Origin of the sequence: Herbiconiux oxytropis (genome assembly GCF_024979315.1) — a bacterium.
GTDB classification, from domain to species: domain Bacteria; phylum Actinomycetota; class Actinomycetes; order Actinomycetales; family Microbacteriaceae; genus Herbiconiux; species Herbiconiux oxytropis.
On the sequence record NZ_JANLCK010000002.1, the window covers coordinates 216,303 to 241,639 of the forward strand.

Below are 25,337 nucleotides of genomic sequence, written 5' to 3' on the forward strand. Positions count from 1 at the left end.
GTCGCGCGGTTAGGCTCAAGGCATGCAGTCTGTGGAGGACTTCGACGTCGTCGTCATCGGTGGAGGACACAACGGCCTCGTCGCCGCGGCCTACCTCGCGCAGGCCGGACGGTCGGTGTGCGTGCTCGAACGGCTAGACGAGCTCGGCGGCGCAGCCGTGTCGTCGTATGCCTTCGAGGGCATGGAGGCGAAGCTCTCGCGCTACTCCTACCTCGTCAGCCTCCTCCCGGGGAGGATCATCGACGAGCTCGGCCTCGACGTCGAGCTCCTCCGGCGCCGCTACTCCTCGTACACCCCTCTTCCGGGCACCGATCGCGGCCTCCTGATCGACAACGACGACCCGGAGGCCACGCGCGCCTCGTTCACGGCCGTCGGTGCCCAGAGCGATGCGGCGGCGTTCGACTCGTTCTCCCGGGATCTCGCGAGGCTCGCCGCCGCCTTCTGGCCAGGGCTCACCGATCCGCTGATCACCCGATCGGAGGCGAAGCGGATGCTCGGCGACGAGAGCCTCTGGCAGGCGTACATCCAGCGGCCGCTCGGGGAGGTCATCCGGGAGCGCTTCGACAGCGACATCGTGCGGGGGGTCGTGGCCACCGACGCCCTGATCGGCACCTTCGCCTCACTCGACGATCCGGGTCTCGCCCAGAACATCTGCTTCCTCTACCACGTGATCGGCGGCGGCACCGGCGACTGGGACGTACCGGTGGGCGGCATGGGTGCCGTCACCGGCGAGCTCGCCCGAGCGGCGCGCACGGCGGGAGCGATGCTCCGCACGGGCACCGAGGTCGTCTCGGTCACCGCGGAGGGCGAGGTGCGGTACCGGGCCGTCGACGGCGAGAGGGGCATCCAGACCCTGAGGGCCCGTCGCATCCTCGCGAACGTCGCTCCCGCGGTGCTCGATCGCCTGCTCGGAGAGCAGCCAGGCGACCTGCCAGGCGCCCCGGAGGGCGCCCAGGTGAAGGTCAACCTCCTCCTCTCGCGTCTCCCGCGCCTCCGCGATCCCGAGATCGCACCCGAGGCGGCCTTCGGAGGCACGTTCCACATCAACGAGCTCGCCTCCCAGCTCGAGCATGCGCACGGGGCGGCGAGCGCCGGCCGCACGCCGCAGCCGCTGCCCGCCGAGATCTACTGCCACTCGCTCACCGACCCCAGCATCCTCTCGCCGGAGCTCCGCGAGCAGGGCGCACACACCCTCACCGTCTTCGGCCTGCATGCCCCGCACCGGCTCGGCGCGAGCGCCGCCGACCTCGAGCGGGCCGTGCTCGACTCGCTCGACAGCGTGCTGGCCGAACCGATCGAGAGTCTCCTCCTCACGGATGCGCACGACCGGCCGTGCATCGAGACCAAGACCACCGCAGACCTCGAGGCCGCCCTGGGGCTGCCGGGCGGCCACATCTTCCACGGCCCGCTCAGCTGGCCGTTCGTCGACGACGACGCCCCGCTGACCACACCGGCCGAACGCTGGGGGGTGGCCACGAGGCATCCGCGCATCCTCGTGTGCGGCTCCGGCTCACGGCGCGGCGGTGCCGTCTCGGGTCTCGGCGGTCACAGTGCCGCGATGGCCGTGCTCGAAGACGACCTCGACGGCTGACGTCGACGGCAGCCGTCGTCCGACGGGCGTCCCGTCAGCTCCACTCGCTCGGTGTGGCCGTCTTCCTCGGCGGCAGCTCCGACGAGGCGCCCCACTCCCGCACCCACTCCGGCATCCGCCCGTCGTCCGGCGCATCCCCGGCGAGCGACCGCATCTCGTCCACCGTCACCACTCCGCCGGAGCGCTTGAGGAAGCGCGCCCGCACATACGCACGTGCAGAGATCTGCCCGTCGACCACGAAGCGCTGCTCCACGTAGCAGGCCTTCTCGTCGAAGCCGAGCAGCCGCGTCTCGACAGTGAACCTCTGCCACAGCTCGAGCGAGCGCCGGAAGCTGATCGTCTCAGCCACCACCACGGGGTACCAGCCCCGCTCGGTGAACGTCGTGTACAGCCCGCTCCGCTGCATGAGGTCGACGCGCGCGAGGTCGAGCACCGAGAGGTAGACCCCGTTGTTCATGTGCCGCAGCAGGTCGAGATCGGTCGGCAGCACGCGGAACGGGGTCGACGCGACGTCCCACGCCCCCAGCGGGGAGCGGAAGCGGCCGAGGAGGGTCTGGAGCAGGGTCCGGAAGAAGAAGTGCACGGCACGATCGTAGGGTCGGCACCCGATGCGACGGCGATCGCTGTGCGAGATCTACAACTACAATCGCCGGGTGGCCGTTCCGAAGATCATCCTCTACTACGTCTTCGCGCCGATCCAGGACCCCGAGGCGGTGCGGCTCTGGCAGCGCGACCTGGCCGAGTCGCTCGGCCTCCGCGGTCGGCTGCTGATATCGCCGCAGGGCATCAACGGCACGCTCGGCGGTGAGCTCGACGCGGTGAAGCGCTACGTGCGGAAGACCCGCGAGTTCGCGCCGTTCCGCGATCTCGACGTGAAGTGGAGCGAGGGCTCGGGGCTGACGCCCGGGCCGGCCTCGAAGCACACCGTCTGCCGGGCGAGCACCGACTTCCCGCGCCTGAGCGTCAAGGTGCGCGACGAGATCGTGAGCTTCGGTGCTCCGGATGAGCTGGAGGTCGATAAGAGGGGCGTCGTGGGGGGCGGGACCAAGCTCGACCCCTCGGCGCTGCATTCCCTCGTCGACGAGCGTGCCGCCGCCGGTGAGGAGGTCGTGTTCTTCGACGGCCGCAACGCCTTCGAGGCCTCGATCGGCCGCTTCAAGGGCGCGGTCGTGCCCGATGTCGCCGCCACGCGCGACTTCGTGGCCGAGCTCGACAGCGGCCGCTACGACCATCTCAAGTCGCAGCCCGTGGTCACCTACTGCACGGGCGGCATCCGGTGCGAGGTGCTCTCCTCTCTCATGGTCGCCCGGGGCTTCTCGGAGGTCTATCAGCTCGAGGGCGGCATCGTGCGCTACGGCGAGGCCTTCGGCGACAAGGGCCTCTGGGAGGGGTCCCTCTACGTCTTCGACCGCCGCGGCTCGATCGAGTTCTCGCCAGATGCCGCGGTGATCGGCGAGTGCGTCTCCTGCGGCGCCGCCACCTCCCGCCTGCAGAACTGCGCCGACCCCTCATGCCGCACGCAGCTCGTGCTCTGCGATTCCTGCACATCCGCCACCGACGGGATCGCCTTCAACAGTTCGGAGTTCTGTCCCGCGCACTCCTGACCCCTCGCCGTAGGCTCTGGCCATGAGCGAGACCGACCGCAGCGCCACCGACTCCCCGCACGCCACCGATTCCTACGACCCACGGCTCGCGCATCCGAGCCACGAGCTCATCCACGACCGCGCCGACGCCCTGCTGAGCCTGCACCACGCCCCCGAGATCCTCACGCTCGTGAACGTGTGGGATGTCGCCAGTGCACTCGTGATCGCCGAGCTGCCCGAGACCAAGGCGCTCGCGACGGCGAGCCACGCCATCGCAGCGGCCTTCGGCTACGAAGACGGCGAGCGCATCCCGCCCGAGCTCATGATCGACGCGGTGGGCCGCATCGCGCTCGCCACCTCCCTGCCCGTGACCGCCGACCTCGAGAGCGGCTACGGCGACCCGGGTGAGATCGTGCGGCGTGCCATCGGGGTGGGTGTCGTGGGGGCGAACATCGAAGACCGGATGCGCCCCCACATCGAGTCGGTCGAGAACGTGGCCGAGGTGGTCAAGGCTGCCGAGCAGGAGGGGGTGCGCTTCGTGCTCAACGCGCGCACCGATGCGCTGCTCACCGGCGACGCCGCCGGGCCGGGGTGGGACGAGGCGGTGCAGGATGCGATCGAGCGCGGGCGCGCCTATCTCGACGCGGGCGCGGCCTGCGTGTTCGTGCCGGGCGCGGTCGACGAGGCCACGGCGCTGCGCCTCGTCGAGGGGATCGGACACCTGAGGGTCAGCGTGATGGGAATTCCGGGCGGCCCCTCAGCGGCGCGCTACGAGCAGCTCGGCATCGCTCGCATCTCCTACGGTCCGTGGCCGCAGCGGGTCGCCCTCGCGGCGCTCCAGGAATCGGCGCTCTCCCTCTATGCGGGAGCCGGACTCCCCGATGACACGCCCACCACCAGCTGAGCCGGCCGGTGATTCAGGCCGCGGCGCTCCTGGCCCCGGCGGTGCGCGCTGCTTTCCGCTCCGCGCGCGCCGCCCGCCGCTCGAGTGCCCGGCGGTGCGAGAACCGGCGCGCATCCGTGCCCGAGAGGGCGAGCAGCACGAGCACGTCGAACGACAGGCCCACGAGGTTCGTCTCGAGGGTGATCTGCGGCCCGCCGTTCACGAAGTCGAGGGCGGTGATGAGGATGGCGGCGGAGCTCAGGCCCATGGCGGCGAACCGCGCCCAGTTGTGCCCGTGGTAGATGAGGAAGGCGAGCACCGAGTACAGCGCGGCGATGAGCAGTGCGATGGTCACGAACAGCGCCGCCACGAGGGAGGTGAGGAAGAGTGTGTCGTCCGGGGTGAGCGCGCCGGTGACGCCGCGGAAGTCGAGTTCGCCGTCGCCGATCGAGAAGGCCACCACCACCGCTGCGGCGAGGGCCGCCAGCACACGAAGGGCCATCAGGAGCACGCCCAGGTAGAGCGAAGCCGGCCGCCGCACGCTCTTGATCGGCTGCTCGGAGAACACGGCCGAGGGCGTCGGCGGGATCGGACGCTCAGCCTCGGGAAGCGCGGCCTCGAGGCCACCAGGGGCGTCCGGATCGGGGGCGGCCACGTCCCGCAGATCGACCACGGGAAGGTCGCCATCGGTCACGATCGCGTCTCCGCCGCCGTTGACGTGGTGGTAGCCGGTCGAGAAGTTGCGGATGAGCTCCACGGAGGCCACGGGGTTGCCCTCCGCGAGCGAGGCCACGATGTGGTCGCGCTCCTTGTCGGTCTCCTTGTCGATGCGGTGCGTCACCTGCAGCGTGAAGAACGAGATGCCGATGCTGCGGTCGTAGGTGCCGGCCGCCAGCCAATCGGCCTGGTGGCCGCCGGGCAGCAGCCAGCCGGGAGGGCAGCGCCAGAAACGCACGTGATGCCGCTTCGAGGGGTTCCCCGAGACCTCCTGCTGGTAGGTGAAGTCCTGCACGGTGCCGAAGAGGTAGAGGCGCGAGACGGGAGCGCCGGGGTAGCTACGGCGCAGCAGCGTTCCGCGCACCGTGCGGAGGGCCGAGGTGAGTCCCATGTCGTCGGCCTGGTGCCAGCCCGCGGCGAGCATCGCGGCGTGCACCTGCTGCTCGGTGCCTCTCAGCGCCACGTTCACCGGGTCGCCGAGCAGACCTTCTCTGGTCTTCGCGCGGCCGATGAAGTAGTCGGGCACGTAGAAGAGGGTGAGGATGCTGTGCACGCGCGGCAGCAGCAGGTAGGCCACCACGACCCAGAACACGAGCAGGAACCACAGCTGGCCCCAGCCCTTGGCGAACGACTCCGTCGCCACGAGGAAGGCGAGCCAGCCGATCGAGAGCGTTCCGAACAGAAAGAACAGGCTGTCGACCACGAGGCCCACCGAGCCGCGGAGGGTGCGACGCCGGATGTGCTCGACGAGACCGGCGTCTTCGAGCTCCTCGGTCACGCGCATCCTTCCGTCAGAGGGATTCTCTCAGGATTGTGGGAATGCTGTGACAACCCCGAGCCGCCACCCCTAGGGTTGAAGGGCGGTCGCGAACTGCGAGCCCGCCCCGGACACCGACAGGACCACATCGATGCCCACTGGCGTACCAATCGAATTCTCCGGTTTGACGAAGACGTTCGGCCAGGTGAGTGCGGTCTCGAACCTCACCTTCACGGTCGAGCCCGGCCAGGTCACGGGGTTCCTCGGGCCCAACGGCGCCGGCAAGACCACGTCGTTGCGCATGCTGCTCGGACTCGTGCGCCCGACCTCCGGCACCGCTACCTTCGGGGGCACCGCCTACGCCAAGCTCGACTCCCCGCTCCAGACCGTCGGTGCATCGCTCGAGGCCGCGAGCTTCCACCCCGGTCGGAGCGCCCGCAACCACCTGGCCGTCTACGCGCAGTCGGCGGGGCTGCCGAAGACAGCACCGGATGCCGCGCTCGAGAAGGTGGGCCTGTCCGGCTACGGAGACCGTCGGGTCGGTGGCTACTCGCTCGGCATGCGCCAGCGCCTCGGTCTCGCCTTCGCCCTGCTGGGCGACCCCGGCGTGCTCGTGCTCGACGAGCCGATCAACGGCCTCGATCCCGAGGGCATCAAGTGGATCCGCCTGCTGCTGCGGGCGATGGCCGCTGAGGGCCGCACGGTGCTGATCAGCTCGCACCTGCTGAGCGAAGTGCAGCAGACCGTCGACGACGTCATCATCATCTCCCACGGCACCCTCGTGCATCGGGGAGAGCTGTCGAGCCTCGACACGTCCGACACCAAGCAGGTGCAGGTCAACGCCGAGGATCGTGACCGGCTCGCCACCGTGCTCACCGAAGCCGGCTACCAGGTGTCGAACCTCCGCTCGGGGGTGCTCGTCGAGAACGCCGACGCCGCCACGATCGGACGGCTGGCCTTCGAGGCCGGCATCCCGCTCACCGGGTTGTCGCAGAAGCGGACGGGACTCGAGGAGAGCTTCCTCACCCTCGTCGGCGAGGAGGGAGCGCTGTGAGCGCCGGATATCTGGGGGCCGTGCGCTCCGAGTTCACCAAGGTGCGCACCACTCGGCTGTGGTGGGTGCTCCTCGTCATCATGGCCGCCTACGTCGGGCTCTGCGCGGGCGGCATGGCCGGCATCCTCGGCGGACTCGGCGGCGGCGCGAACGGGCCCGTCATCCCCGATGCCCAGCTTCCCCTGCTCGTCTACAGCTTCGCCACGTCGGTGGGCTACGTCTTCCCCGTGCTCTTCGGGGCCCTAGCCGTCACGAGCGAGTTCCGGTTCCAGTCGCTCACGCCGACCTTCCTGGCCAACCCGCGCCGGGGAGTCGTCCTCGGCGGCAAGGCGACGACGCTGCTCATCGTCGGCGCCCTCTTCGGAGTCGTCGCGCTGATCGCCTCCATCGGGCTCGGCGCGTCGCTCCTGGCCGCCTTCGGGATCGACCCGCTGCTCGGTGATCCCGAGACCTGGGCCTTCATCGGCCGTTCCGTCCTGGCGATGGCGCTGTGGTCGGCCATCGGAGTCGGACTCGGCGTGCTCGTGCCCAGCCAGGTCGCCGCTATCGTGATCGTGCTCGCGTTCACGCAGTTCGTCGAGCCGCTCCTGCGGCTCGCGGCGAGCTTCACCGATTGGTCGGCACAGGTGGCGCAGTTCCTCCCGGGAGCGGCGAGCGACTCTCTCGTCGGGGCCAGCATCTACACGGCGATGTCCGGCGCCTCCGCCGGCCTCGACTGGTGGCAGGGCGGCCTCGTCCTCGTCGCGTACGCGGCGATCGCCACGCTCATCGGGTTCCTCACGAGCTGGCGGCGCGACGTCTCCTGACGTTCCCACGAGTGCCGGAGTAGCGTGGATCGGGTGCCGGTCCGCGGCACTCCACTGGAGGAGGACTCGTGACCCAGGCTTTCGTGACCACCGAGAAGGGCGCGCCGGCACGGCTCCTCGAGATCGACGACGAGGAGTTCTTCGAAGGCACGGGCGGCGACCAGGCGGTCGACCTCGACGTGCTGTTCTCGAGCATCAACTACAAAGACGGGCTCGCTCTTCTCGGCCGCCCTGGCGTCGTGAGGGACTGGCCGCTGATCCCCGGGATCGACCTGGTCGGACGGGTCTCCGCCAGCGGCTCCGACCGCTTCTCCGAGGGTCAGCTCGTGCTCCTGAACGGCGACGGCATCGGCGAGTCGCGCCACGGTGGTCTCTCCACGAGGGCCCGCGTGCGACCGGATGCGCTCATCCCGCTTCCCGAGTCGCTGTCACCCCAGCGCGCTGCTGCGGTCGGCACCGCCGGTTTCACGGCCATGCTCGCCGTCCTCGCGCTCTCGGATGCGGGGGTCACGCCGGAATCCGGTGAGGTGATCGTCACCGGGGCCGCCGGCGGCGTCGGCTCCCTCGCGATCTCGCTGCTCGCAGGCCGCGGATTCGAGGTGGTCGCCTCGAGCGGCCGGGTCTCGGAGCAGGGCGACTACCTGCGCGGACTCGGGGCCTCACGGGTGGTCGACCGCTCTGAGCTCTCCTCGGCCGGGAAGCCCCTGCAGAGCCAGGTCTGGGCGGGAGCCGTCGACTCGGTCGGCTCTCACACCCTCGCCAACATCGTGGCGCAGACCCGCTACGGCGGCACGGTCGTGGCCTGCGGACTCGCCCAGGGGCCCGATCTGCCGACGTCGGTCATGCCTTTCATCCTGCGATCGGTGACCCTGACCGGGGCGAACTCGGTCGAGGCTCCGCGTGCGCTGCGCGAGCGAGCGTGGGCGGCGCTGGCCGACGAGCTCGACACGGCCGCGCTGGATTCGCTCACGGAGACGATCGGGTTCGGCTCGGTGCTCGAGGTGGCCGAGCGCATCCTCGAAGGCGGGGTTCGGGGGCGCACCGTGGTCGACCCGGCGCTCTGACGGCGGGCAGCGGACTGCCGCGGTGGCCGCCGCCGCGGCAGCAACTCCGCGACGTGCCGTCAGTCGATGATCTCGGTGCCCTCGAGCGGCGGCAGCCGCAGCGCGCGCAGCAGCTGCACGGAGTGCGAGGTCGTGACGATGATGCGCGAGAACTCCTGATCCTCGAGGTCGATCACGACCGAGGTGCGGGTGCCCTTGACGAGCAGGAAGTCCTTGCCGTCGTGGAACTTCCACGTGCCCACCGCGAGCGTGAGAGGGACGGCCATGCCCGGAGCACGGATGCCCCTCACCCACACCCACGGATCGTCCGTCAGCGCGGCGGAGCGGATGCTCTCGAGCGGCACCACGATGTCCGTGCGGCGGAAGGAGAGCATCTTCTCGGCCCGCGTCAGGCGGATCTCGAGGCGATCGGTGTGGACGAAGAGAACGGCCATGCTCCTATCCTGCCGTGGCTTGCCTGAAGAACGGCAGGATTGGCCGCGAGGGCATATAACGATTCAGGAATTCAGGCCCGGCGCTCGGCTGATCACGCCGGTCGACGGGCCCCGGCTGCCGCCCGCGCCGCCGCGGGAAGCGCGGCGATGATGCGGTCGATCGCCGCCTCGTCGTGGGCCGCCGACACGAACCACGCCTCGTACACCGATGGCGGCAGCGAGACTCCCGCGTCGAGCATGGCGTGGAAGAACGGCCCGTATCGATAACCCTGCTGCGCCTGCACGTCGACGTAGTCGCGGGGCGCCGTCTCGCTGCCGAACGTGAAGCTGAAGAGGTTGCCCGCCCGCTGGACGCTGTGGGCGACCCCTGCTTCGGCGAGAGCCTCCGAGACGGCGGCGGAGACCGTGCGGGCCGCGGCGTCGAGGGCGTCGTACACTCCGGCATCCGCGAGTCGCAGCGTGGTGAGACCCGCAGCCACCGCGACCGGGTTGCCGGAGAGTGTGCCCGCCTGGTAGACGGGCCCGAGGGGTGCGAGGTGGTCCATCACGTCGGCCCGACCGCCGAGCGCCGCGAGCGGCATACCCCCACCGATGACCTTGCCGAAGGTGATGAGGTCGGGCACGTAGGCGGGCACGTGGTGTGCGTCCGGCGCATCCTGATGCACCTCGGCCACCGGCCGGCCGGCGTTCTCGAGGCCCCACCAGCCGGCAGCACCCACCCGGAAGCCCGTGAGCACCTCGTCGACGATGAGCAGCGAACCGTGCGCATGAGCGATGTCGGCCAGCGCGGCGTTGAAGCCCTCGGCCGGCGGCACGATCCCCATGTTGGCGGGCGCCGCCTCGACGATGATCGCCGCGATCTCGTCACCGCGCAGCCGGAAGACCTCGCGCACGGCGGCGAGGTCGTTGTAGGGCACCACGATCGTGAGCGCAGCCGTCGCCGCGGGCACTCCGGCGGAGGCGGGGAGAGCCAGCGTGGCGAGCCCCGAGCCCGCCTCGGCCAGCAGGGAGTCGGAGTGGCCGTGGTAGTGCCCTGCGAACTTGATCAGCACGTCGCGGCCCGTGAAGCCCCGAGCGAGCCGGATGGCCGTCATCGTGGCCTCGGTGCCGGTGGAGACCAGCCGGAGCTTCTCGACCGGGTGCACCCCGCCCGCTTGTACGCGCTCACGCACGACCTCGGCGAGATCGGTCTCAGCCGGCGTGGTGGCACCGAAGCTGAGACCGTGCGCCGCCGCCTTCTGCACGGCCTCCACGACCTGCGGATGCGCGTGGCCGAGGATCGCTGGCCCCCAGGAGCTCACGAGATCGACGTACTCCACCCCTTCGGAGTCGGTGACGTAGGGTCCGCGCGCCGAGACGAGGAAGCGCGGCACGCCGCCGACCGAGCGGAAGGCGCGCACCGGCGAGTTGACTCCACCGGGGATGGAGCGCTGGGCGCGCTCGAACTCGGCGGCGTTGGTGGTGGCGGACATCTTCACAGGCCCTTCAGTGTGCGGGCGACCTCGACCGCCCAGTAGGTGAGCACGGCCTCGGCGCCGGCGCGGCGGATGCTCGTGAGGGATTCCAGGATCGCGCGCTCCCGGTCGATCCAGCCGTTCGCGGCGGCCGCCTCGATCATGGCGTACTCCCCCGACACCTGATAGGCCCAGGTGGGCACGGAGACGGCCGCCGAGACCTCGGCCACGAGATCGAGGTAGCTCAACGCGGGTTTCACCATCACGACGTCGGCGCCCTCCGCCACATCGAGGAGCGCTTCGCGGAGACCCTCGCGCCCGTTGGCCGGGTCGAGCTGGTAGGTCTTGCGGTCGCCGCGGAGGGTCGATCCCACCGCCTCACGGAACGGTCCGTAGAACGCAGACGCGTACTTCGCCGCGTAGGCGAGGATGGCGACGTGCTCGAAACCGTCGGCGTCGAGGGCCGCACGCACCGCCGCGACCTGGCCGTCCATCATCCCGGAGAGCCCGAGCAGCGCAGACCCGGCGCGCGCCTGCTCGACCGCCATGTCTCGGTAGCGCACGAGGGTGGCGTCGTTGTCGACGGAGCCGTCGGCCGCGAGCACCCCGCAGTGGCCGTGGTCGGTGAACTCGTCCAGGCACAGGTCGGTCTGCACCACGAGGGCCTCACCCACTTCGGATGCGACGAGGCGGGTGGCCGCGTTGAGCACGCCGTCGGGATCGGTCGCGGCGCTGCCCGAGGCATCCTTCGCGGAGTCGGCGGGCACGCCGAAGAGCATCACCCCGCCGAGACCGACCTCAGCGGCCTCCGCGACGGCGCCTTTGAGGCTGTCGAAGGTGTGCTGCACCACCCCGGGCATCGACTGCAAGGGCGTGGGCTCCACGATGTCGTCGCGCACGAAGAGCGGCAGCACGAGCTGCGCGGGGTCGATGCGCGTCTCCGCGACGAGCCGGCGCATGGCCGGTGTGCTGCGGAGGCGACGAGGTCGCACAGCGGGGAAGACTCCTTGATCCATGCTCCCAGCCTATGTCGACCCGGTGCGAGCGAGCCGACCGCGCAGAAGCTGTGGAGAACGATCCGACTTCTCCACAACCATCGAACATAGTTTCGAATGTCGGTAAGGTGGCCGACATGGATCTCGTGTATCAGTCCTCCCTCTTCGACGACCTCGACGCCGACCCCGGGCTCGGCCCGCTCGGCTCCACCGTGCAGCGCACCGAGCTCGGGCAGGGCGCCTGGGTCGATGTGCGGCCGGGGTGGCTCTCCAACTCAGACTCGCTCTTCGAGCGCCTCGCTCTCGACGTGCCGTGGAAGGCCGACCGCCGCGAGATGTTCGACCGGGTCGTCGACGTGCCGCGCCTGGTGGCTCACTTCGGTCGGGGGGCTCACTACCCCGATCTCGTGCTCACCCGGGCCCAGGATGCGCTCAACGACCACTACGGGCGGCCCGCCGGTCAGGTGTTCGAGACCGCCGGGCTGTGCTTCTACCGCACCGGAGACGACAGTGTCGCCTGGCACGGCGACCGGGTGGGCAGGGCGATAGACGGCGACACGATGGTCGCGATCGTCTCCGTGGGCGCGGAGCGGACCCTCTCGGTGCGGCCCAAGGAGGCCGGCGACGGCCCTCGGGAGACCCTCAGGTTCCCGGTCGGTCACGGAGACCTCGTGGTGATGGGCGGCAGCTGCCAGCGCACGCACGAGCACGCCGTGCTGAAGACGAAACAGGCGGTGGGCCCGCGCATCAGCGTGCAGTTCAGGCCGGTGTGGTCCTCGTGAGAAGGTCAGCGTGAACGGGTCAGTGCCCGAAGTCGTCCGTCTCGGCATCCGGGTCGGCCGCACGTCGGGCATTCGCCACCTCGATCACCGCGTTGATGAGCGATTCGGCGGAGCGTCCCTTGGCGATCACGTCGACCCGCAGGCCGTAGGCCCGCGCGTCCTCGGCCGTGCGCGGCCCGATCGCCGCCACGAGCGTCGACTCCGGAATGGGGCCGAGCTGCTTCTGCACCTGCTCGGCGACCGATCCGGAGGTCACGAACACGGCGTCGATGGAGCCCTCGGCGATGTCGGTGCGGATCTGCGGATCGACCTCGACGCCGATCGTGCGGTAGGCCACCACGGACTCGACGGTGTGGCCCCGCTTGATGAGCCCCTCGGTGAGCACGGGCTTCGCGATGTCGCTGCGGAGGGTCAGCACGCGAAGCTCGGGGCCGAACTGCTCGAAGCGCTTGAGCTCACGCAGCAGCCCCTTGGCCGAGTTGTCCTCCGGAGGCACCAGATCCACCTTGTAGCCGGCGGCCGTGAGCGCGGCGGCAGTGGTCTCTCCCACGGCGGCGATGTGGGTCGAGCCAGGCACGACCGCCTGATGAGCGGTGAGCACGTCGACGGTCGTGGCACTCGTCATCGTGAGCCAGTCGAATCGACCCGCCGCGAGCGCCTCGAGAGCCCGATCGAGGGTCTCCGCGTCTTCCGTGGGCGCGAAGTTGATCATGGGCGCGACGATGGGTTTGGCTCCGACGGCGCGCAGGTCCGCAGCCACGCCGTGACCCCACGGCCCGCCGCGCGGAACGAGGATGCGCCAGCCTCCGAGGGGCCGCTTCGACCAGGCCGTCACGCCGACTCCTCCGGGCCGCGCCCGCTGAGGGGCGCGATCTCCGCCGCTCCGTCCTCGAGGAGCTGGGTGGCCACTGCCTGGCCGAGGAGATCGGCCACGAGGTGGTCGTCGCCGAGCAGTTCGGCGCTCCGTTCGCAGCCGAGCTCGGCGGCTCCATCGGGCTGGTACACGGTGGCCGAGAGCTCGAGGAGGTCGCCGGTCACAGCGGCGGTGGCCCCGATGGGAGCGGCACAGCCCGCCTCGAGGGCGGCGAGAACCGAGCGCTCGGCCAGAACAGCCGTGCGCGTGGCGGAGTGCTCGATGCTCAACAGTTCGGGAATGCTGTCGCCCTCTCGGATTTCGATCGCGAGTGCACCCTGCCCCGGTGCGGTCGGCCAGATGTCGAGCGCGAACAGTTCGGATGCTGCGTCCAGCCTACCGAGCCTGGCAAGCCCTGCCGACGCGAGTACGACGGCGTCGAGATCCCCGTCGCGCACGCGAGCGAGTCTGGTGTCGACGTTGCCGCGGATGTCGACGATCTCGAGGTCGGGTCGCAGGGCGAGCAGCTGGGCCATTCGTCGCGGTGAACCGGTGCCCACACGGGCCCCCTCGGGCAATTCGTCGAGCATGAGACCGTCGCGGCTGCACAGGGCGTCGCGCGGATCCTCGCGCTCGGGCACCGCGCCGATCGTGAGTCCCCGGTACGGAGCGGTCGGCAGATCCTTGAGGGAGTGCACGATCATGTCGCACTCGCCGGCCGTGAGGGCCTCGCGGAGTGCGCTCGCGAACACCCCGGTCCCGCCGAGGCTCGCAAGCGACTCCTTCGACCTGTCGCCCTCCGACGTGATGATGACGACGTCGATCTCGACACCGGTCGCCTCATGCAGGGCGGCCACCACATGACCGGTCTGCGCCCGAGCGAGAGCACTGCCCCGGGTGGCGACCCGCAGCGGCCGGGAACTCACGGCGCTATTCCTGAGACAGCGGGTTTGAAGCCGAGCCGAACGTTCTCGCAGCAGCCGGGGCGGCACACGTCGTACCACGGTCCGAGCCTCGTCACGGCCGGCCGCGCAGCCACGGCGGTGCCGTGAACGCGCTCGAGCACGAGGTCGACGAGACCCTTCACGTACGCCGGGTCGATCCCTGGCGTGGGCGTGCGCACCCCGTAGAGGCCGTGCTCCTCGCAGCTCGTGAGCGCCTCGTTGTCGAGATCCCAGAGCACCTCCATGTGGTCGCTCACGAAGCCGAGCGGCACGATCACCACGGCGCGGATGCCCCGCGCCGGAAGCTCGGCGATCGCGTCGTTGATGTCGGGTTCGAGCCACGGCTGGCTCGGCGGTCCGGAGCGCGACTGGTACACGAGCTGCCACGACACGGCGGGTCCGGAGGCGCCTGCCCCGGTTCCGCCCGTGCCACCGCCCGCCGCAGCCATCATGACCACCTCGGCCACGGCCTCGTGCTGAGCGGCGTAGGCCCCTCCGGCACCGAAGCCGCGAGCTGCGGGCCCCGAGCGTTCGGCGTCGGCCGAGGGAATGGAGTGGGTTGTGAAGAGCACCTCGACCTCGCTCGCGAGATCGATCCCCTCGAAGCGTGCCTCGATGTCGGCCAGCGCATCGCGCACACCGTCGATGAAGGGGCGCACGAACCCGGGATGGTCGAAGAACTGCCGCACCTTGTCGATCGTGATCTGCCCACCGAGGCCGGTCTCGTCCAGCGCGATCGCGAAGTCCTCGCGATACTGCCGGCAGCTGGAGTACGAGCTGTAGGCGCTCGTCGCGACCGCGATGAGCGAGCGGTAGCCGCGCTCGTCGGCCTCCAGGAGGGCATCGCGGAGGTAGGGATCCCAGTTGCGGTTGCCCCAGAGCACCGGCAGATCGAGGCCGCGCTCGGCGATCTCGGCCTCGAGAGCGGCCTTGAGGGCGCGGTTCTGGGCGTTGATCGGGCTGATGCCGTCGAAGGCGCGGTAGTGGTGGGCCACCTCTTCGAGCCGCTCGTCCGGGATGCCGCGACCCCGGGTCACATTGCGGAGGAACGGGATCACGTCGTCCTGACCCTCCGGCCCGCCGAACGAGGCGAGGAGGATGGCGTCGTAGGCCACGGGCACCGTGACGTGCTCCGGACCGTGCAGAGCGGCCGGGCTCGCGGCGAGCACGACAGGGGCGGGTGTGCCGAATGAATCGACGGTCGAGCCTGTGCCGGGGTCACCGGCGCCCAGGTTCAGGGCGCTCACTGCAGCACCTCCACGATCTCGGCGACCTCGATCCGCCGCCCCGTGTAGAAGGGGACCTCCTCGCGCACGTGGAGGCGCGCATCCGTCGCCCGCAGGTGGCGCATGAGATCGACCAGGTTCAACAGGTCGTCGTCCTCGAGAGCCAGGATCCACTCGTAGTCGCCGAGCGCGAAGGACGCCACGGTGTTGGTGAGAACGGAGCGGTACTGGGCACCCTGCCGGCCGTGTTCGGCGAGCATCCGCCGGCGCTCGTCCTCGGGGAGGATGTACCACTCGTAGGAGCGCACGAACGGGTAGACCGTCAGCCACGCCGCCGGCTCCTTGCCGCGCATGAACGCGGGGAGGTGGTTGGCGGAGAACTCGGCGTCCCGGTGCACGCCCATCGCGTTCCAGGTGGGGAGGAGGGTCACGAACAGGCTCGTGCGGCGCAACTGGCGGAGCGCCCACTGCAAGGTCTCGGGCACGCTGCCGTGGAGCCACACCATGATGTCGGCGTCCGACCGCAGGCCCGAGACGTCGTAGATGCCGCGCACCATGACGTCTTCGTCCTCGATCATGGCGATGACGCCGTCGACCTCCTCGAGCGCTCCGGCCACGTCGTGCCCGTCGATCGCGAGCGGCTGCTCGGGGTTGCGGCGGAAGACGGCCCAGAGCGTGTACCCCACCACCGGAACGGGGTCGGATCCCTCGATGTCGCGGGCGATGTGGGTCTCGGTGGGTGCGACTGTCGGGTCGTCAGTCATGTTCCTCTTCATTTCGGTGCGATGTGGTGCGGTGGTGCTGGGGGGTGGTGCGGCAGCGATGCTGCTCTGCGGTGCTGCTCTGGTCGGTGGTGCTCTCGTCGGTGCTGCTCTCTTCGGTGCTGCTCTCTTCGGTGCGGTGCTGATCCCGCAGTCCGGAGGGACCGCGAAGCCCACGCGGAGCAGCTAGCGGCGAGCTGCCGAACGGTAGCCGAGCACCCCGGCGGTCACGACGAGAGCGGCCGCCCCGGCTGCGACTGCGGCGAAGGCCACCGGGTTGGCGGCCTGGAAGCGCGTGATTCTGCTCTTCATGCGGTGGGCGGCGTGCCTGGCCTGCTTGGGCACGTTGAGACGGAACTCGATCGCGTCGAGAGTGGCCCGGAGGTCGGTGCGGGTCTTCTCGATGTCGGCCTGCAGCTCGCTGCTGCTGCGATCCGCCGGCGAGACGGCGGCCTTCGACTTGTCCGCTGCTGCGCTCATGGCTGGCCCAATCCCTTCACCGTGTTGATGTCCTTCTTGATGCTCGAGATGGCCTCCTCGGGCACCGGCGGCAGCCCCTTCTTGAGTGACGAGACGCCGATCAGCGCGAGGATGGCAGTGAGCACGAGGAGTCCGCCGGCCACGATCAGGGCTGCGAGCCAGGCGGGGAGCGCGGTGGCTATTCCGAGTACCGCTGCAGCGATGAGCGTCGCGAGAGCGAAGAAAGCGAAGAGGGCGGCGGCCACGAACAGGCCGATACCGATGCCGAGCTTCGCCAGCCGGGCGGTGAGTTCGCGCTTGAGGTTCTCGATCTCGTCCTTGAGGAGCTGGATGACGAGAGTGGGGAGCTCGGCGAACAGGGAGACGAGCGAGCGGCGAGCGCGCTTGTCGCGTTCTTCGGTCACGGGGTGTACTCCAGTTCTCGGGCTACTCGCCCGAATCGGACGAGTCGGACGCCGCGGCGCCGGACGTCGCGGCGGTGGGCTTGGTGGAGGTCGTCTTCGCCGCGGTCGTCTTCGCCGCGGCCGGCTTCGCGGCGGCCGACTTCGCAGCGGCCGGCTTGGCTGCCGTGCCGGCGGCCGAGCTCGGGCGGGTGGCGGGCTTGCGCGTTGCAGGGGCCTTCGACGCCGGTCGGCTGGTCGACTGCTTCGGGTCGTTCAGCGGCTCACGGCCGATGAGCGAGGCGAGGGCGTTGCGAGCCTGGCGAGAGAGCTTCGACTTCGCCACGTCGACACGTGCGCCGGCGAACTCCTGCACCTTCTCCACACCGGCCTGCACGGTGGGAGTGCTCCATACCTTCTCGGCACCGGCCTTGATCTGCTCGTACCTCTCACGACCGGCGCGGGTGCCCAGGACATACCCTGTGGCGAGGCCGACGACGAACACGATCTTTCCGCGCATGTGATCTCCGATCGATGACTTCAAGGTCTCCACCAGCGTAGCCCTCTCGCTCTGGAGCCGCATGACGGCGGCGGAGAGGTTCTCGGTCGACGGTCAGTCAGTCCGTCGGGTCAGGTGAGTCGGGCCAGGTCTGCCGGGCCCGTCAGTCCTCGCGGTCGAGTCTGCGATCACCGCGGAGCTCTGCCGCGAGACCGGAGGCCGTGACCCGGGCGTGCTCGACGGTGGCCGCGAGCCCCGTGCCGGACACCCACGCTCCCACCACGTCGAGCCCCGGCACCTCGGCGACCGCCGCGAGCGTCTGGCGCACCCGCGCCTTGTGGCCGACCGTCGCGAAGGCGAGCGAGTCGTTCCACGCCGTGACGGCGAAGTCGACCACGTCGGTTTCCCGCAAGGGCACTCCGAGCAGCGCGCTCGCGTCGCGAAGCGCGGTCGCCCGGTCGACCCGGGGTGCAGCAGCCGCGGGCCGCGCCGCCTCGGCCGCCGCCTTCGCGCCCGCCGACGTCGTGCCCGCCGCCTTCGTGCCGGCCGGCGTCGGACGCCGCCCGTACGACAGCCGCAGCACGTGCCGGCCGGCTGGAAGGCTCGCACCGAGCCACTCCCACTTGGCGCTCGAGTGGGTGAGCGCCTTGGCCGTGACACCGGGCGTGCCCTCCGCCACGAGCACCCCACTGCCCCGCGGGCGGGCGTCCAGCCTCGCGTCGTCGACCACGAGGGTGGCCAGGGTCACGGATGCCGGCTCCGGCCACTCCGCCTCCCCCGGCAGGGCCGCGGTGGCGCCGGCCGCTGCCGTCCCCACGCCGAGCCCCGCCAGGAGCGCGAGCCCCGGCCGGAAGTCGGTCGCCACCACGACGGCCCGCGCCCGGATCGTCTCAGCGCCGTCCCCGCCAGCAACCGACTCGGCCGCCGCGCCCGCAGCCGCTCCGGCTGGAGTCGCGCCCGCAGCGCCCGCACCCGCATCCGCGCCCGCACGAAGATCGCCAACCCTGTGCACGACCTCCACCGCATACGCCTCGGTCGCGCCGAGAGCTGGCGAAGTCCGCGCAGAAGCAGGCGCAGCCCCCGCGGCCGCCGCCTCCTCCTGCGGCGAACCCAGGCGCGTCACGCCGGCTACCCGCGCCGACGTCAGAATCCGCACCCCGTAGAACCGCGCATCCGCCTCGAGCGCCTCGACGATCCGGAACACCCCGCCCACGATGCCCTGCACCTGCGACCCCGCCGGGGCCTGCTCGCGCAGCGCCATCACGGCACCCGAGAGCGATCCCTGAGTCGTCATCGCCTGCGTGAGGCCAGGCGCCACCGTGCGCACGTCGACCATCGAGGGGTCGGCGCTGTGCACGCCGGCGACCACGGGTGTCACGAGCCGGTCGAGCACCTTCGCGCCCATGCGACGACGCACGATGTCGCCGAGATCGTGCTCGGGCCGCACGCGAAGAAGGGGCATGAGGCGGTCGAGGTAGGCGCGGAGCGATCCGCCCCAGCCGATGATGCGGCGCACGTCGTCGGCGAGCGGCACCCCGGGAATGCCGAGCACCCCGGCGGCGGGCAGCGGAGCAGCTCCGCCGTCCCAGGCCACCCAGGCTCCGGCCGGCCTCGGCGTCAGGATGTCGTCGCCGAGTCCGAGCTCCTTCGCCAGGCCCGCCACGGTGCCCTTCCGCGTGGCGAAGCTCTCGGCCCCCGCGTCGAGTCGCACACCGCCCACCTCGTGCGAGGCCACGAAGCCGCCGAGCGCCTCGCGCTGCTCCACGACGGTCACCGCCAGCCCCAGTCGTGCCAGCTGTCGTGCCATCACGAGCCCGGCGACACCGCCGCCCACCACGACGACGTCGCAATCGGTGCCAGCGCCGGCAGTCGCAGCGTCGACGTCATCAGCCACAACCGACCCGGCCCCATCCGACGCAGCACCGCCTGACCCGACCGGCACCGGCCCGGCCCCATCCGACCCGACCCCGCCCCACCCGACCGGCACCGGCCCGGCCGCATCCGACCCGGCCCCGCCCGACCGGACCGGCACCGCCCCGGCCGCATCCGACCCGACCCCGCCCGAACGGGCCCCGTCCGGCTCCCCGCCGAGCCGCCCGGACTCCGGATCGCTCACGACCGGCTCTCCCCGGCCGAGTCCTCCCCGCCCGCCGCGCCGCCCTGCGCATGAACGAGCTCGACGATCCGGGTCAGCACCGCCGGATCCGTCTCGGGCGGAACCCCGTGCCCGAGGTTCAGCACGTGCGCCCTGGCACTCCGCCCGCGCCGCAGCACGTCGAGCACGTGCGCCTCGAGAACCGGCCAGGGAGCAGCCAACAGCGCCGGATCGACGTTGCCCTGCACCGTCACCGAACCCCCGAGCCGGCGCGCGGCCTCGTCGAGCGGGATGCGCCAGTCGACCCCCACCGCATCCACTCGAGGAGCACCCGGATCGCCTCCGGCCCCCACGTCCCGCATCTCGGCCAGCACCTCACCGCTGCCCACGCCGAAGTGCACAACGGGCACGTCGAGATCCCGGATGGCGGCGAGCGCCCGCGCGGAGTACGGCGCCACGCGCGCCACGTAGTCGGCCTTCGACAACGACCCAACCCACGAGTCGAACAGCTGCGCCGCGCTCGTGCCGGCGAGCACCTGCGCGCGCAGGAAGGCGCCCGTGACGTCGGCGGCCCAGGTGAGCAGTCCGTCCCACGCCTCGGGATCGGAGTGCATGAGGGTGCGGGCGCGGATGTGGTCCTTCGACGGGCCGCCTTCCACGAGGTAGGCCGCGAGCGTGAACGGTGCCCCGGCGAAGCCGATCAGCGGCGTGCTGCCGAGCGCCGCGACGGTCAGGGCGACGCCCTGCGCGATGGCCGAGAAGTCGGCACCGGCCGGATCCTGGAGATCCGAGACATCGGCGAGCGTGCGCACGGGCTTCGCGAGCACGGGGCCGCGCCCTGGCTCGATCTCCACGTCGACTCCCGCGAGCTTCAGCGGGATGACGATGTCGCTGAAGAAGATGCCCGCGTCGACCCCGTGCCGGCGAACCGGCTGCAGCGTGATCTCGCTCGCCATCGCCGGGTCGAGGCAGGCGTCGAGCATCCGCGTGCCCACCCGCAGCTCGCGGTACTCCGGCAGCGACCGGCCGGCCTGCCGCATGAACCACACCGGCGTGCGGTCGCCGCGGGTTCCACGGTAGGTGGTGACCAGAGCGGATGCGCTCGTTCGGCCGTCTTCGAGGGGGTGGTTCGCGGGCAGAGTCACCGCCACATCCTACGGAACCCGGATGCGCGGAGGCTGGGCCACCGGTGCCCTCGGGTGGTAGACAGGACGCAGACGGGGAGGCTCCATGAGCGACGACAAGGCCGACGACCAGCGAGACGACGCCCAGGGCGCACCTGAGCAGCGTCCGACCGAGGGCACTCCGGATGCGGCACCGACGCAGGGCACTCCGGATGCGGCACCGACGTATCCGGCCTACCCGGGTCAGCAGCCGCCCCAGTACCAGCCGCCGCAGTATCAGCCACCCCAGTACCAGCCGCCGCAGACACCCCAGCAGCCCTACGCCCAGCAGCAGCCCCACCCCGGCTACCCCCAGGCGAGTCAGCCCCAGCAGCCCCAGCCGCCTTACGGCCAGCAGCGCCACCCCGGCTACCCCCAGACGAACCAGCCCCAGCAGCCCTACGCGCAGCAGCAGCCCCACCCCGGTTACCCTCAGACTCCCGGCCAAGGCCCCCAGGGACCCCAGGGCCCGCAAGGCCCCCAGCCCCCGCGCAAGCGCCTCGGCACCGGCGCCCTCGTGGGCATCATCCTCGGCGCCGTCGCGCTGGTGCTCGTGATCGTCATCGTGATCGCCGTCGTCCTGGTCAACCAGTTCGCCGGCTCCCGCGGAGGCGACCCCGGCGCAGGAGGTTCGGGCAGCGACGCGGGCGACTCCCCCTCCGTGGTCGTCACCGACTACCTCACCGCCCTCTCCGAGGGAGATGCCGAGACCGCCCTCGGTCTCCTCTCCGACGAGCCGCAGGACGACACGCTCCTCACCGACGAGGTGCTGGCCGCCTCCGCCGAGCTGGGAGCCATCACCGACGTCACGGTCCTCAACGAGGTCGTCGACAGCGGCTCCGCCATCGTGACCACGTCGTACGATCTCGGCGGCTCCTCCGTCGACACCGAGTTCTCGCTGCTCGACTACGACGACGACGGCGTCTGGGAGATCAACAGCGGCCTCGCCTACCTCCCGCTCGGCCAGTTCGACGGGCTCGACGTCACGGTCAACGGCCAACCGGCCGAGGGCGACGACCTGCAGGTCTTCCCGGGCACATACGAGCTCGCCACCGACCTGCCGAACTTCACGATCGCCGGCACCTCCACCATCGTGGTCACTGATCCGTACTCCTCGGCCGACTTCTCCGACACCACCGCCGAGCTCTCGGAGGCGGGGCTCGCCCAGTTCCGCAGCCTCGTGCGCGCTGCGGTCGACGCCTGCGTCGCCTCCACGGCGCTCGTCGCCGGCTGCGGACTCGACCTGCAGCCCACGCTCGACGACGGCACGCAGCTCACCGACGGCACCATCAAGCGCACGCTGCCCGCCGACACGATCGCCACGCTGGACTCGCTCGAGGCGACGCTCAGCTACGACAATCCGACGCTCGCGCAGGGCGACTACATCGGCTCGATCGACGTCGAGGCGCCGTGCACGCAGAACGGGCAGACCGGTGTCTGCAGCCTGCTGTTCGGACCGTCGCTCGGCAGTCCTTCGGTCGACATGGCGGCCGAGAACCCGACGGTGCTGTGGGACTGACCGCGGCGCCCCCGACACCGTGACCCCGCGCCCCACCCGACGGATGCTCCGCGTTCAGCACGGGCACATCCGCAACGGGCGTACAATTGCTCAGTGCTCATCTGCCTGACCGCGAACCACCGGAACGCGAGCTTCGACCTCCTCGAGAAGCTCTCGGTGGGCACCGCAGACGTGGCCAAGCGGCTGGTCGCCGAGAGCGACTTCGTGCAGGGAGCTGTCGTGCTCGCCACCTGCAACCGCTTCGAGGCCTACCTCGACATCGACGAGCCGCTCACCGCCGGGGTCTCCCTGGCCGTCGAGCAGGCGGCCGAGGAGTTCGGCGGAGCGGCGGGCACCGACGTGGGCGAACTGCGCGACAGCCTCACCGTGCTCTGCGGCGACACCGTGGCCGACCACCTCTTCTCGGTGTCGTCGGGTCTCGAATCCGTCGTGGTGGGTGAAGACGAGATCGCCGGGCAGGTCAAGCGTGCCCTCAGCACCGCGCGCATCGAGGGCACCACCTCCTCCGACCTCGAGCGACTCTTCCAGCGCGCCGCCCACACCTCGCGAGGCGTCAAGACGAAGACCGGGCTCGGCGGTGCCGGTCGTTCGCTCGCCCGCCTCGCCCTCGATCTGGCTGAGAGCCGCGTCACCGAGTGGGCCCGCACGCGCGTGCTGCTCGTGGGCACGGGTCAGTACGCGCGGGTCACGCTCTCGAACCTGCGCGATCGGGGTGTCACCGACATCCGCGTCTACTCCCCCTCCGGCCGCGCCGTGGCCTTCGCCGCCAAGCAGGAGCTCGAGCCCGTGGCGGCCGAGGGCTACCTCGAGGCCGTGGCGACCGCCGACGTCGTCATCACCTGCTCGACCGCCGAGACCGTGGTGCTCGACGCCGGGCACCTCGCTGCTGCAGCGGCCCTCCCGGGTGCGCTCGAGCGCCGTCTCGTGATCGACCTCGGGCTGCCCCGCAACGTCGACCCCTCCGTCTCGGGCCTCCACGGCACCGAGCTGCTCGACCTCGAGACCATCAGCCTGCACGCCCCCCTCGACGAGCTGAACGCCGAGTCGGATGCGCGGGCGCTCGTCGACCAGGCTGCCGCCGAGTACCGCGCGGGCAAGGCCGAAGCTGCGGTCACCCCCGCGGTCGTCTCGCTGCGCGCGCATCTGTTCGACCTCCTCGACGCCGAGATCGAGCGCTCCCGCGGGCGTGCCGGTGCGTTCGGCGGCTCGCCCACCGCCACCCTGAGCGGGGCGGAGGCCGCCGCACAGACCGAGCGGGCGCTCCGGCACCTCGTGGGTGTCATCCTGCACTCGCCCTCGGTGCGGGCGCGCGAGCTCGCGCGCGACGGCCGGGCCGACGAGGTGTTCGCGGCGGTCGAGACCCTCTTCGGGCTGGGCTCCGAGGCCGCCCAGCGCTCGGCTCTCCAGACCGCGCTCGAGTCGTCGCTCGCAGAGTCGTCCGACGCCGGCCCCATCGACCTCGACGACTACCGCCGCGCGGGCGCCTGACCCCCTCCTCACTCACTTGACACAAGATGTGCCAAGTCGACGAGAATGAGCGCAGCTTCTGTCAAGTGGACGAGCAGGTGACGCGTGACCGATGACAATCAGCTGCCCCCGATCCGGGTCGCGGCCGTCGCGCTCATCCGGGACCGCCGGCTGCTCATGGTGACTGCCCGGGCCCGCGACGTGCACTACATGCCCGGCGGCAAGATCGATCCGGGCGAAACCGCGATCGAGGCGGCCGTGCGGGAGGCCCGCGAGGAGATCGGGGTCGAGCTCGACCCCGCCGAGGTGACGCCGCTGTTCACGGTCTCGACCCAGGCCCACGGCGAGCCGCAGGGACGCCAGGTCGAGATGCAGGTCTTCGCGGCCACGACACCGGATGCGCCGCGCGCCTCGAGCGAGATCGACGCCCTGCACTGGGTCACCTCGGCCGACTCCCACCGCTGCCCGCCGGCCGGCGCGGAGACGCTCCGCCGGCTCGTGGAGGCGGGCCTCATCGACTGAGGCGCCTCCCGCCCCCTCGGCCCGCGCCGGCACCGCCGGCACCACGACTTGCCACTACCTGCGCGAATAACCGCCGACTTGGCACATCTTGTGTCAAGTCGGGAGCCAGAGGTGCAACTTCTGTCAAGCGGATGCGATCAGCAGCCCCGAGCGCGAGGGGCGCCGCGCGATCAGCGGTCCAGGGCCTCGCACACGCCCTCGACATCGGAGGCGTCGTTCCAGAGGTGGAACGCCACCCGCGCCCGACCCGCCCGCGCCGACGCCGCGATGCCCGCCGCCGTGAGCGCCGCGATGGCACTGCCGTCGGCATCCGGCCAGGTCACGATCGCCGATCCGCTCGACGAGACCCCGAGACGGGCGCAGAGCTCGTCGGCCAGCCCGGTGCAGTGCTCCCCCACGGCGGCGAGGTCGGCCCGCGCGAACAGCTCGAGCGACGACGCCGTGCCGAGCCACGCCTGCCAGGCCGGCGAGACGTCGAACCGGCGCGCCCCCGCGGCCAGCCGCATCCCGGGGCCGTAGCACGAGCCCCACACGTCGTCGCCCGCATACCAGCCGGCCTGCGCCGGCACGAGCCGCTCGGCGAACGCGGCCTTCAGCGTGAGGAACGACGTGCCCCGCGGAGCGCACAGCCACTTGTAGGCGTGGCACACCGTCGCGTCGAAGCGCGAGGCGTCGACCGGCATCCAGCCGCAGGCCTGCGTGGTGTCGCAGAAGGTCGACGCTCCGTGCAGCTCCGCCGCCGCCAGCACGGCCTCGACATCGGCGAGCGCCCCGGTGGCCGACTGCACGAGCGAGAACGACACGAGAGTCGTCGCCGGCCCGATCGCATCCGCGAGCCCTTCCAGCGGCACGCACCGCACGCTCATGCGTCCGAGCTGCTCCTGCACCAGGAACGGGAAGACCATCGAGCTGAAGTCGCCGTCGACCACGAGCACCTCCGAGCCCGGGGGCAGCGATGCCGCGACGAGCGAGGCCTGCACAGACACCTGCGATCCCACCGCGACGTCGTCGGCCGGCACCCCGACCATCCCGGCGTACGCCGACCTCGATCGCTCGACCGCCGCGCCGTAGCGAGCCGGTTCCGGATGCCCGTGCGACCAGTCGGCCAGGTCGGCGGCGAGCGCCGCCACCGTCTCCCGCGGAGGCACCCCGATCATGCAGGCGGCGAGGTAGCCCGGCCGCACGTCGAAGTGCTCCCGCAGCTGGTCGATCGTGTTCATGCCCCCATGGTCTCGCCGCGTGACTCATTGGACAACGCCCAGTCAGCCATGCTCTCCATAAGCCGACGTGATGGATCCGGCTACGCTC

General features: G+C 71.1%; 25 protein-coding genes. 10 read left to right on the plus strand and 15 right to left on the minus strand.

Annotated features, from left to right (window positions below):
- Positions 1-22 precede the first annotated feature (22 nt).
- Positions 23-1,591, plus strand: coding sequence for a phytoene desaturase family protein (locus N1028_RS04095; protein ID WP_259525548.1), 1,569 nt, complete (start codon positions 23-25; stop codon positions 1,589-1,591).
- A gap of 34 nt (positions 1,592-1,625) precedes the next feature.
- Here N1028_RS04095 and N1028_RS04100 read toward each other — a convergent pair whose 3' ends face one another.
- On the minus strand, positions 1,626-2,174 hold the full coding sequence (locus N1028_RS04100; protein ID WP_259525549.1) for a thioesterase family protein: 549 nt from the start codon (positions 2,172-2,174) through the stop codon (positions 1,626-1,628).
- Between the two features lie 70 nt (positions 2,175-2,244).
- Here N1028_RS04100 and trhO point away from each other — a divergent pair, with 70 nt between their 5' ends.
- Both trhO and N1028_RS04110 read left to right on the plus strand, forming a co-directional pair.
- Entirely contained in the window at positions 2,245-3,195 is a 951-nt protein-coding gene (trhO, locus tag N1028_RS04105) for an oxygen-dependent tRNA uridine(34) hydroxylase TrhO (RefSeq protein ID WP_259525550.1), read from the plus strand.
- Between the two features lie 22 nt (positions 3,196-3,217).
- The gene (locus N1028_RS04110; protein ID WP_259525551.1) at positions 3,218-4,078 is read left to right on the plus strand and encodes an isocitrate lyase/PEP mutase family protein; all 861 of its coding nucleotides are present in this window, start codon (positions 3,218-3,220) and stop codon (positions 4,076-4,078) included.
- A 13-nt stretch (positions 4,079-4,091) separates the two neighbouring features.
- Here N1028_RS04110 and N1028_RS04115 read toward each other — a convergent pair whose 3' ends face one another.
- A complete protein-coding gene (locus N1028_RS04115; RefSeq protein ID WP_259525552.1) occupies positions 4,092-5,552 on the minus strand; it encodes an LssY C-terminal domain-containing protein in 1,461 nt (486 codons plus the stop codon).
- 163 nt (positions 5,553-5,715) lie between these two features.
- Between N1028_RS04115 and N1028_RS04120 the strand changes: the two genes are divergently transcribed.
- From N1028_RS04120 to N1028_RS04130, 3 genes are all read left to right on the plus strand, one after another.
- Entirely contained in the window at positions 5,716-6,585 is an 870-nt protein-coding gene (locus tag N1028_RS04120; RefSeq protein WP_259525553.1) for an ATP-binding cassette domain-containing protein, read from the plus strand.
- Positions 6,582-7,391, plus strand: a complete 810-nt coding sequence (locus tag N1028_RS04125) for an ABC transporter permease (RefSeq protein ID WP_259525554.1) — start codon at positions 6,582-6,584, stop codon at positions 7,389-7,391. Before N1028_RS04120 ends, N1028_RS04125 begins: the two co-directional genes overlap by 4 nt.
- A gap of 68 nt (positions 7,392-7,459) precedes the next feature.
- Positions 7,460-8,455, plus strand: a complete 996-nt coding sequence (locus N1028_RS04130; protein ID WP_375163391.1) for an MDR family oxidoreductase — start codon at positions 7,460-7,462, stop codon at positions 8,453-8,455.
- A 59-nt stretch (positions 8,456-8,514) separates the two neighbouring features.
- Here the strand turns inward: N1028_RS04130 and N1028_RS04135 are convergent, their stop codons facing one another.
- The 3 genes from N1028_RS04135 to hemB all read right to left on the minus strand — a co-directional run bounded on the left by N1028_RS04135 (position 8,515) and on the right by hemB (position 11,359).
- Positions 8,515-8,889 carry a hypothetical protein gene (locus N1028_RS04135; protein ID WP_259525555.1) on the minus strand — a complete coding sequence of 125 codons (375 nt, stop codon included), beginning with the start codon at positions 8,887-8,889 and terminating at the stop codon, positions 8,515-8,517.
- Positions 8,890-8,981: 92 nt separating this feature from the next.
- Positions 8,982-10,361, minus strand: a complete 1,380-nt coding sequence (gene hemL / locus N1028_RS04140; protein ID WP_259525557.1) for a glutamate-1-semialdehyde 2,1-aminomutase — start codon at positions 10,359-10,361, stop codon at positions 8,982-8,984.
- Between the two features lie 2 nt (positions 10,362-10,363).
- Positions 10,364-11,359 (minus strand): porphobilinogen synthase, encoded by a 996-nt coding sequence (hemB, locus tag N1028_RS04145; protein ID WP_259525558.1) that lies wholly within the window; start codon positions 11,357-11,359, stop codon positions 10,364-10,366.
- Between the two features lie 116 nt (positions 11,360-11,475).
- Here hemB and N1028_RS04150 point away from each other — a divergent pair, with 116 nt between their 5' ends.
- A complete protein-coding gene (locus N1028_RS04150; protein WP_259525559.1) occupies positions 11,476-12,120 on the plus strand; it encodes an alpha-ketoglutarate-dependent dioxygenase AlkB in 645 nt (214 codons plus the stop codon).
- A 19-nt stretch (positions 12,121-12,139) separates the two neighbouring features.
- On the opposite strand, the gene N1028_RS04155 is transcribed toward N1028_RS04150, so the two are convergent.
- From N1028_RS04155 to hemE, 9 genes are all read right to left on the minus strand, one after another.
- Positions 12,140-12,955, minus strand: coding sequence for a uroporphyrinogen-III synthase (locus N1028_RS04155; RefSeq protein ID WP_259525560.1), 816 nt, complete (start codon positions 12,953-12,955; stop codon positions 12,140-12,142).
- Positions 12,952-13,899 (minus strand): hydroxymethylbilane synthase, encoded by a 948-nt coding sequence (gene hemC, locus N1028_RS04160; RefSeq protein ID WP_259525561.1) that lies wholly within the window; start codon positions 13,897-13,899, stop codon positions 12,952-12,954. The genes N1028_RS04155 and hemC overlap by 4 nt, the downstream gene beginning before the upstream one ends.
- Positions 13,896-15,086, minus strand: a complete 1,191-nt coding sequence (locus tag N1028_RS04165) for a ferrochelatase (RefSeq protein WP_259525894.1) — start codon at positions 15,084-15,086, stop codon at positions 13,896-13,898. The genes hemC and N1028_RS04165 overlap by 4 nt, the downstream gene beginning before the upstream one ends.
- Before the next feature lie 74 nt (positions 15,087-15,160).
- Positions 15,161-15,907, minus strand: coding sequence for a hydrogen peroxide-dependent heme synthase (gene hemQ, locus N1028_RS04170; RefSeq protein WP_259525562.1), 747 nt, complete (start codon positions 15,905-15,907; stop codon positions 15,161-15,163).
- Between the two features lie 183 nt (positions 15,908-16,090).
- Entirely contained in the window at positions 16,091-16,384 is a 294-nt protein-coding gene (locus tag N1028_RS04175) for a DUF3618 domain-containing protein (RefSeq protein ID WP_259525563.1), read from the minus strand.
- Positions 16,381-16,788, minus strand: a complete 408-nt coding sequence (locus N1028_RS04180) for a phage holin family protein (RefSeq protein WP_259525564.1) — start codon at positions 16,786-16,788, stop codon at positions 16,381-16,383. The genes N1028_RS04175 and N1028_RS04180 overlap by 4 nt, the downstream gene beginning before the upstream one ends.
- A 22-nt stretch (positions 16,789-16,810) precedes the next feature.
- The gene (locus tag N1028_RS04185; protein WP_259525565.1) at positions 16,811-17,284 is read right to left on the minus strand and encodes a YtxH domain-containing protein; all 474 of its coding nucleotides are present in this window, start codon (positions 17,282-17,284) and stop codon (positions 16,811-16,813) included.
- 142 nt (positions 17,285-17,426) lie between these two features.
- The gene (locus N1028_RS04190) at positions 17,427-19,379 is read right to left on the minus strand and encodes a protoporphyrinogen/coproporphyrinogen oxidase (RefSeq protein WP_259525566.1); all 1,953 of its coding nucleotides are present in this window, start codon (positions 19,377-19,379) and stop codon (positions 17,427-17,429) included.
- Entirely contained in the window at positions 19,376-20,503 is a 1,128-nt protein-coding gene (gene hemE, locus N1028_RS04195; protein ID WP_259525567.1) for a uroporphyrinogen decarboxylase, read from the minus strand. The genes N1028_RS04190 and hemE overlap by 4 nt, the downstream gene beginning before the upstream one ends.
- A gap of 85 nt (positions 20,504-20,588) precedes the next feature.
- Here hemE and N1028_RS04200 point away from each other — a divergent pair, with 85 nt between their 5' ends.
- From N1028_RS04200 to N1028_RS04210, 3 genes are all read left to right on the plus strand, one after another.
- Positions 20,589-22,040, plus strand: coding sequence for a hypothetical protein (locus N1028_RS04200; protein ID WP_259525568.1), 1,452 nt, complete (start codon positions 20,589-20,591; stop codon positions 22,038-22,040).
- Between the two features lie 93 nt (positions 22,041-22,133).
- Complete coding sequence (locus N1028_RS04205) at positions 22,134-23,528, plus strand: glutamyl-tRNA reductase (protein WP_259525569.1); 1,395 nt, start codon at positions 22,134-22,136, stop codon at positions 23,526-23,528.
- A gap of 84 nt (positions 23,529-23,612) precedes the next feature.
- Positions 23,613-24,029, plus strand: a complete 417-nt coding sequence (locus tag N1028_RS04210) for an NUDIX hydrolase (protein WP_259525570.1) — start codon at positions 23,613-23,615, stop codon at positions 24,027-24,029.
- A gap of 170 nt (positions 24,030-24,199) precedes the next feature.
- Here the strand turns inward: N1028_RS04210 and N1028_RS04215 are convergent, their stop codons facing one another.
- Positions 24,200-25,249: an aminotransferase class V-fold PLP-dependent enzyme gene (locus N1028_RS04215; protein WP_259525571.1), complete on the minus strand. Its 1,050-nt coding sequence runs from the start codon at positions 25,247-25,249 to the stop codon at positions 24,200-24,202.
- Positions 25,250-25,337 lie beyond the last annotated feature (88 nt).

Bases quoted from the DNA above. Each gene is read 5' to 3' on its own strand.
- N1028_RS04185 (WP_259525565.1), bottom strand. From the start codon at position 17,284: ATGCGCGGAAAGATCGTGTTCGTCGTCGGCCTCGCCACAGGGTATGTC.
- N1028_RS04150 (WP_259525559.1), top strand. From the start codon at position 11,476: ATGGATCTCGTGTATCAGTCCTCCCTCTTCGACGACCTCGACGCCGAC.
- N1028_RS04200 (WP_259525568.1), top strand. From the start codon at position 20,589: ATGAGCGACGACAAGGCCGACGACCAGCGAGACGACGCCCAGGGCGCA.
- N1028_RS04110 (WP_259525551.1), top strand. From the start codon at position 3,218: ATGAGCGAGACCGACCGCAGCGCCACCGACTCCCCGCACGCCACCGAT.
- hemQ (WP_259525562.1), bottom strand. From the start codon at position 15,907: ATGACTGACGACCCGACAGTCGCACCCACCGAGACCCACATCGCCCGC.
- N1028_RS04135 (WP_259525555.1), bottom strand. From the start codon at position 8,889: ATGGCCGTTCTCTTCGTCCACACCGATCGCCTCGAGATCCGCCTGACG.
- N1028_RS04175 (WP_259525563.1), bottom strand. From the start codon at position 16,384: ATGAGCGCAGCAGCGGACAAGTCGAAGGCCGCCGTCTCGCCGGCGGAT.
- hemB (WP_259525558.1), bottom strand. From the start codon at position 11,359: ATGGATCAAGGAGTCTTCCCCGCTGTGCGACCTCGTCGCCTCCGCAGC.
- hemL (WP_259525557.1), bottom strand. From the start codon at position 10,361: ATGTCCGCCACCACCAACGCCGCCGAGTTCGAGCGCGCCCAGCGCTCC.
- N1028_RS04215 (WP_259525571.1), bottom strand. From the start codon at position 25,249: ATGAACACGATCGACCAGCTGCGGGAGCACTTCGACGTGCGGCCGGGC.
- N1028_RS04095 (WP_259525548.1), top strand. From the start codon at position 23: ATGCAGTCTGTGGAGGACTTCGACGTCGTCGTCATCGGTGGAGGACAC.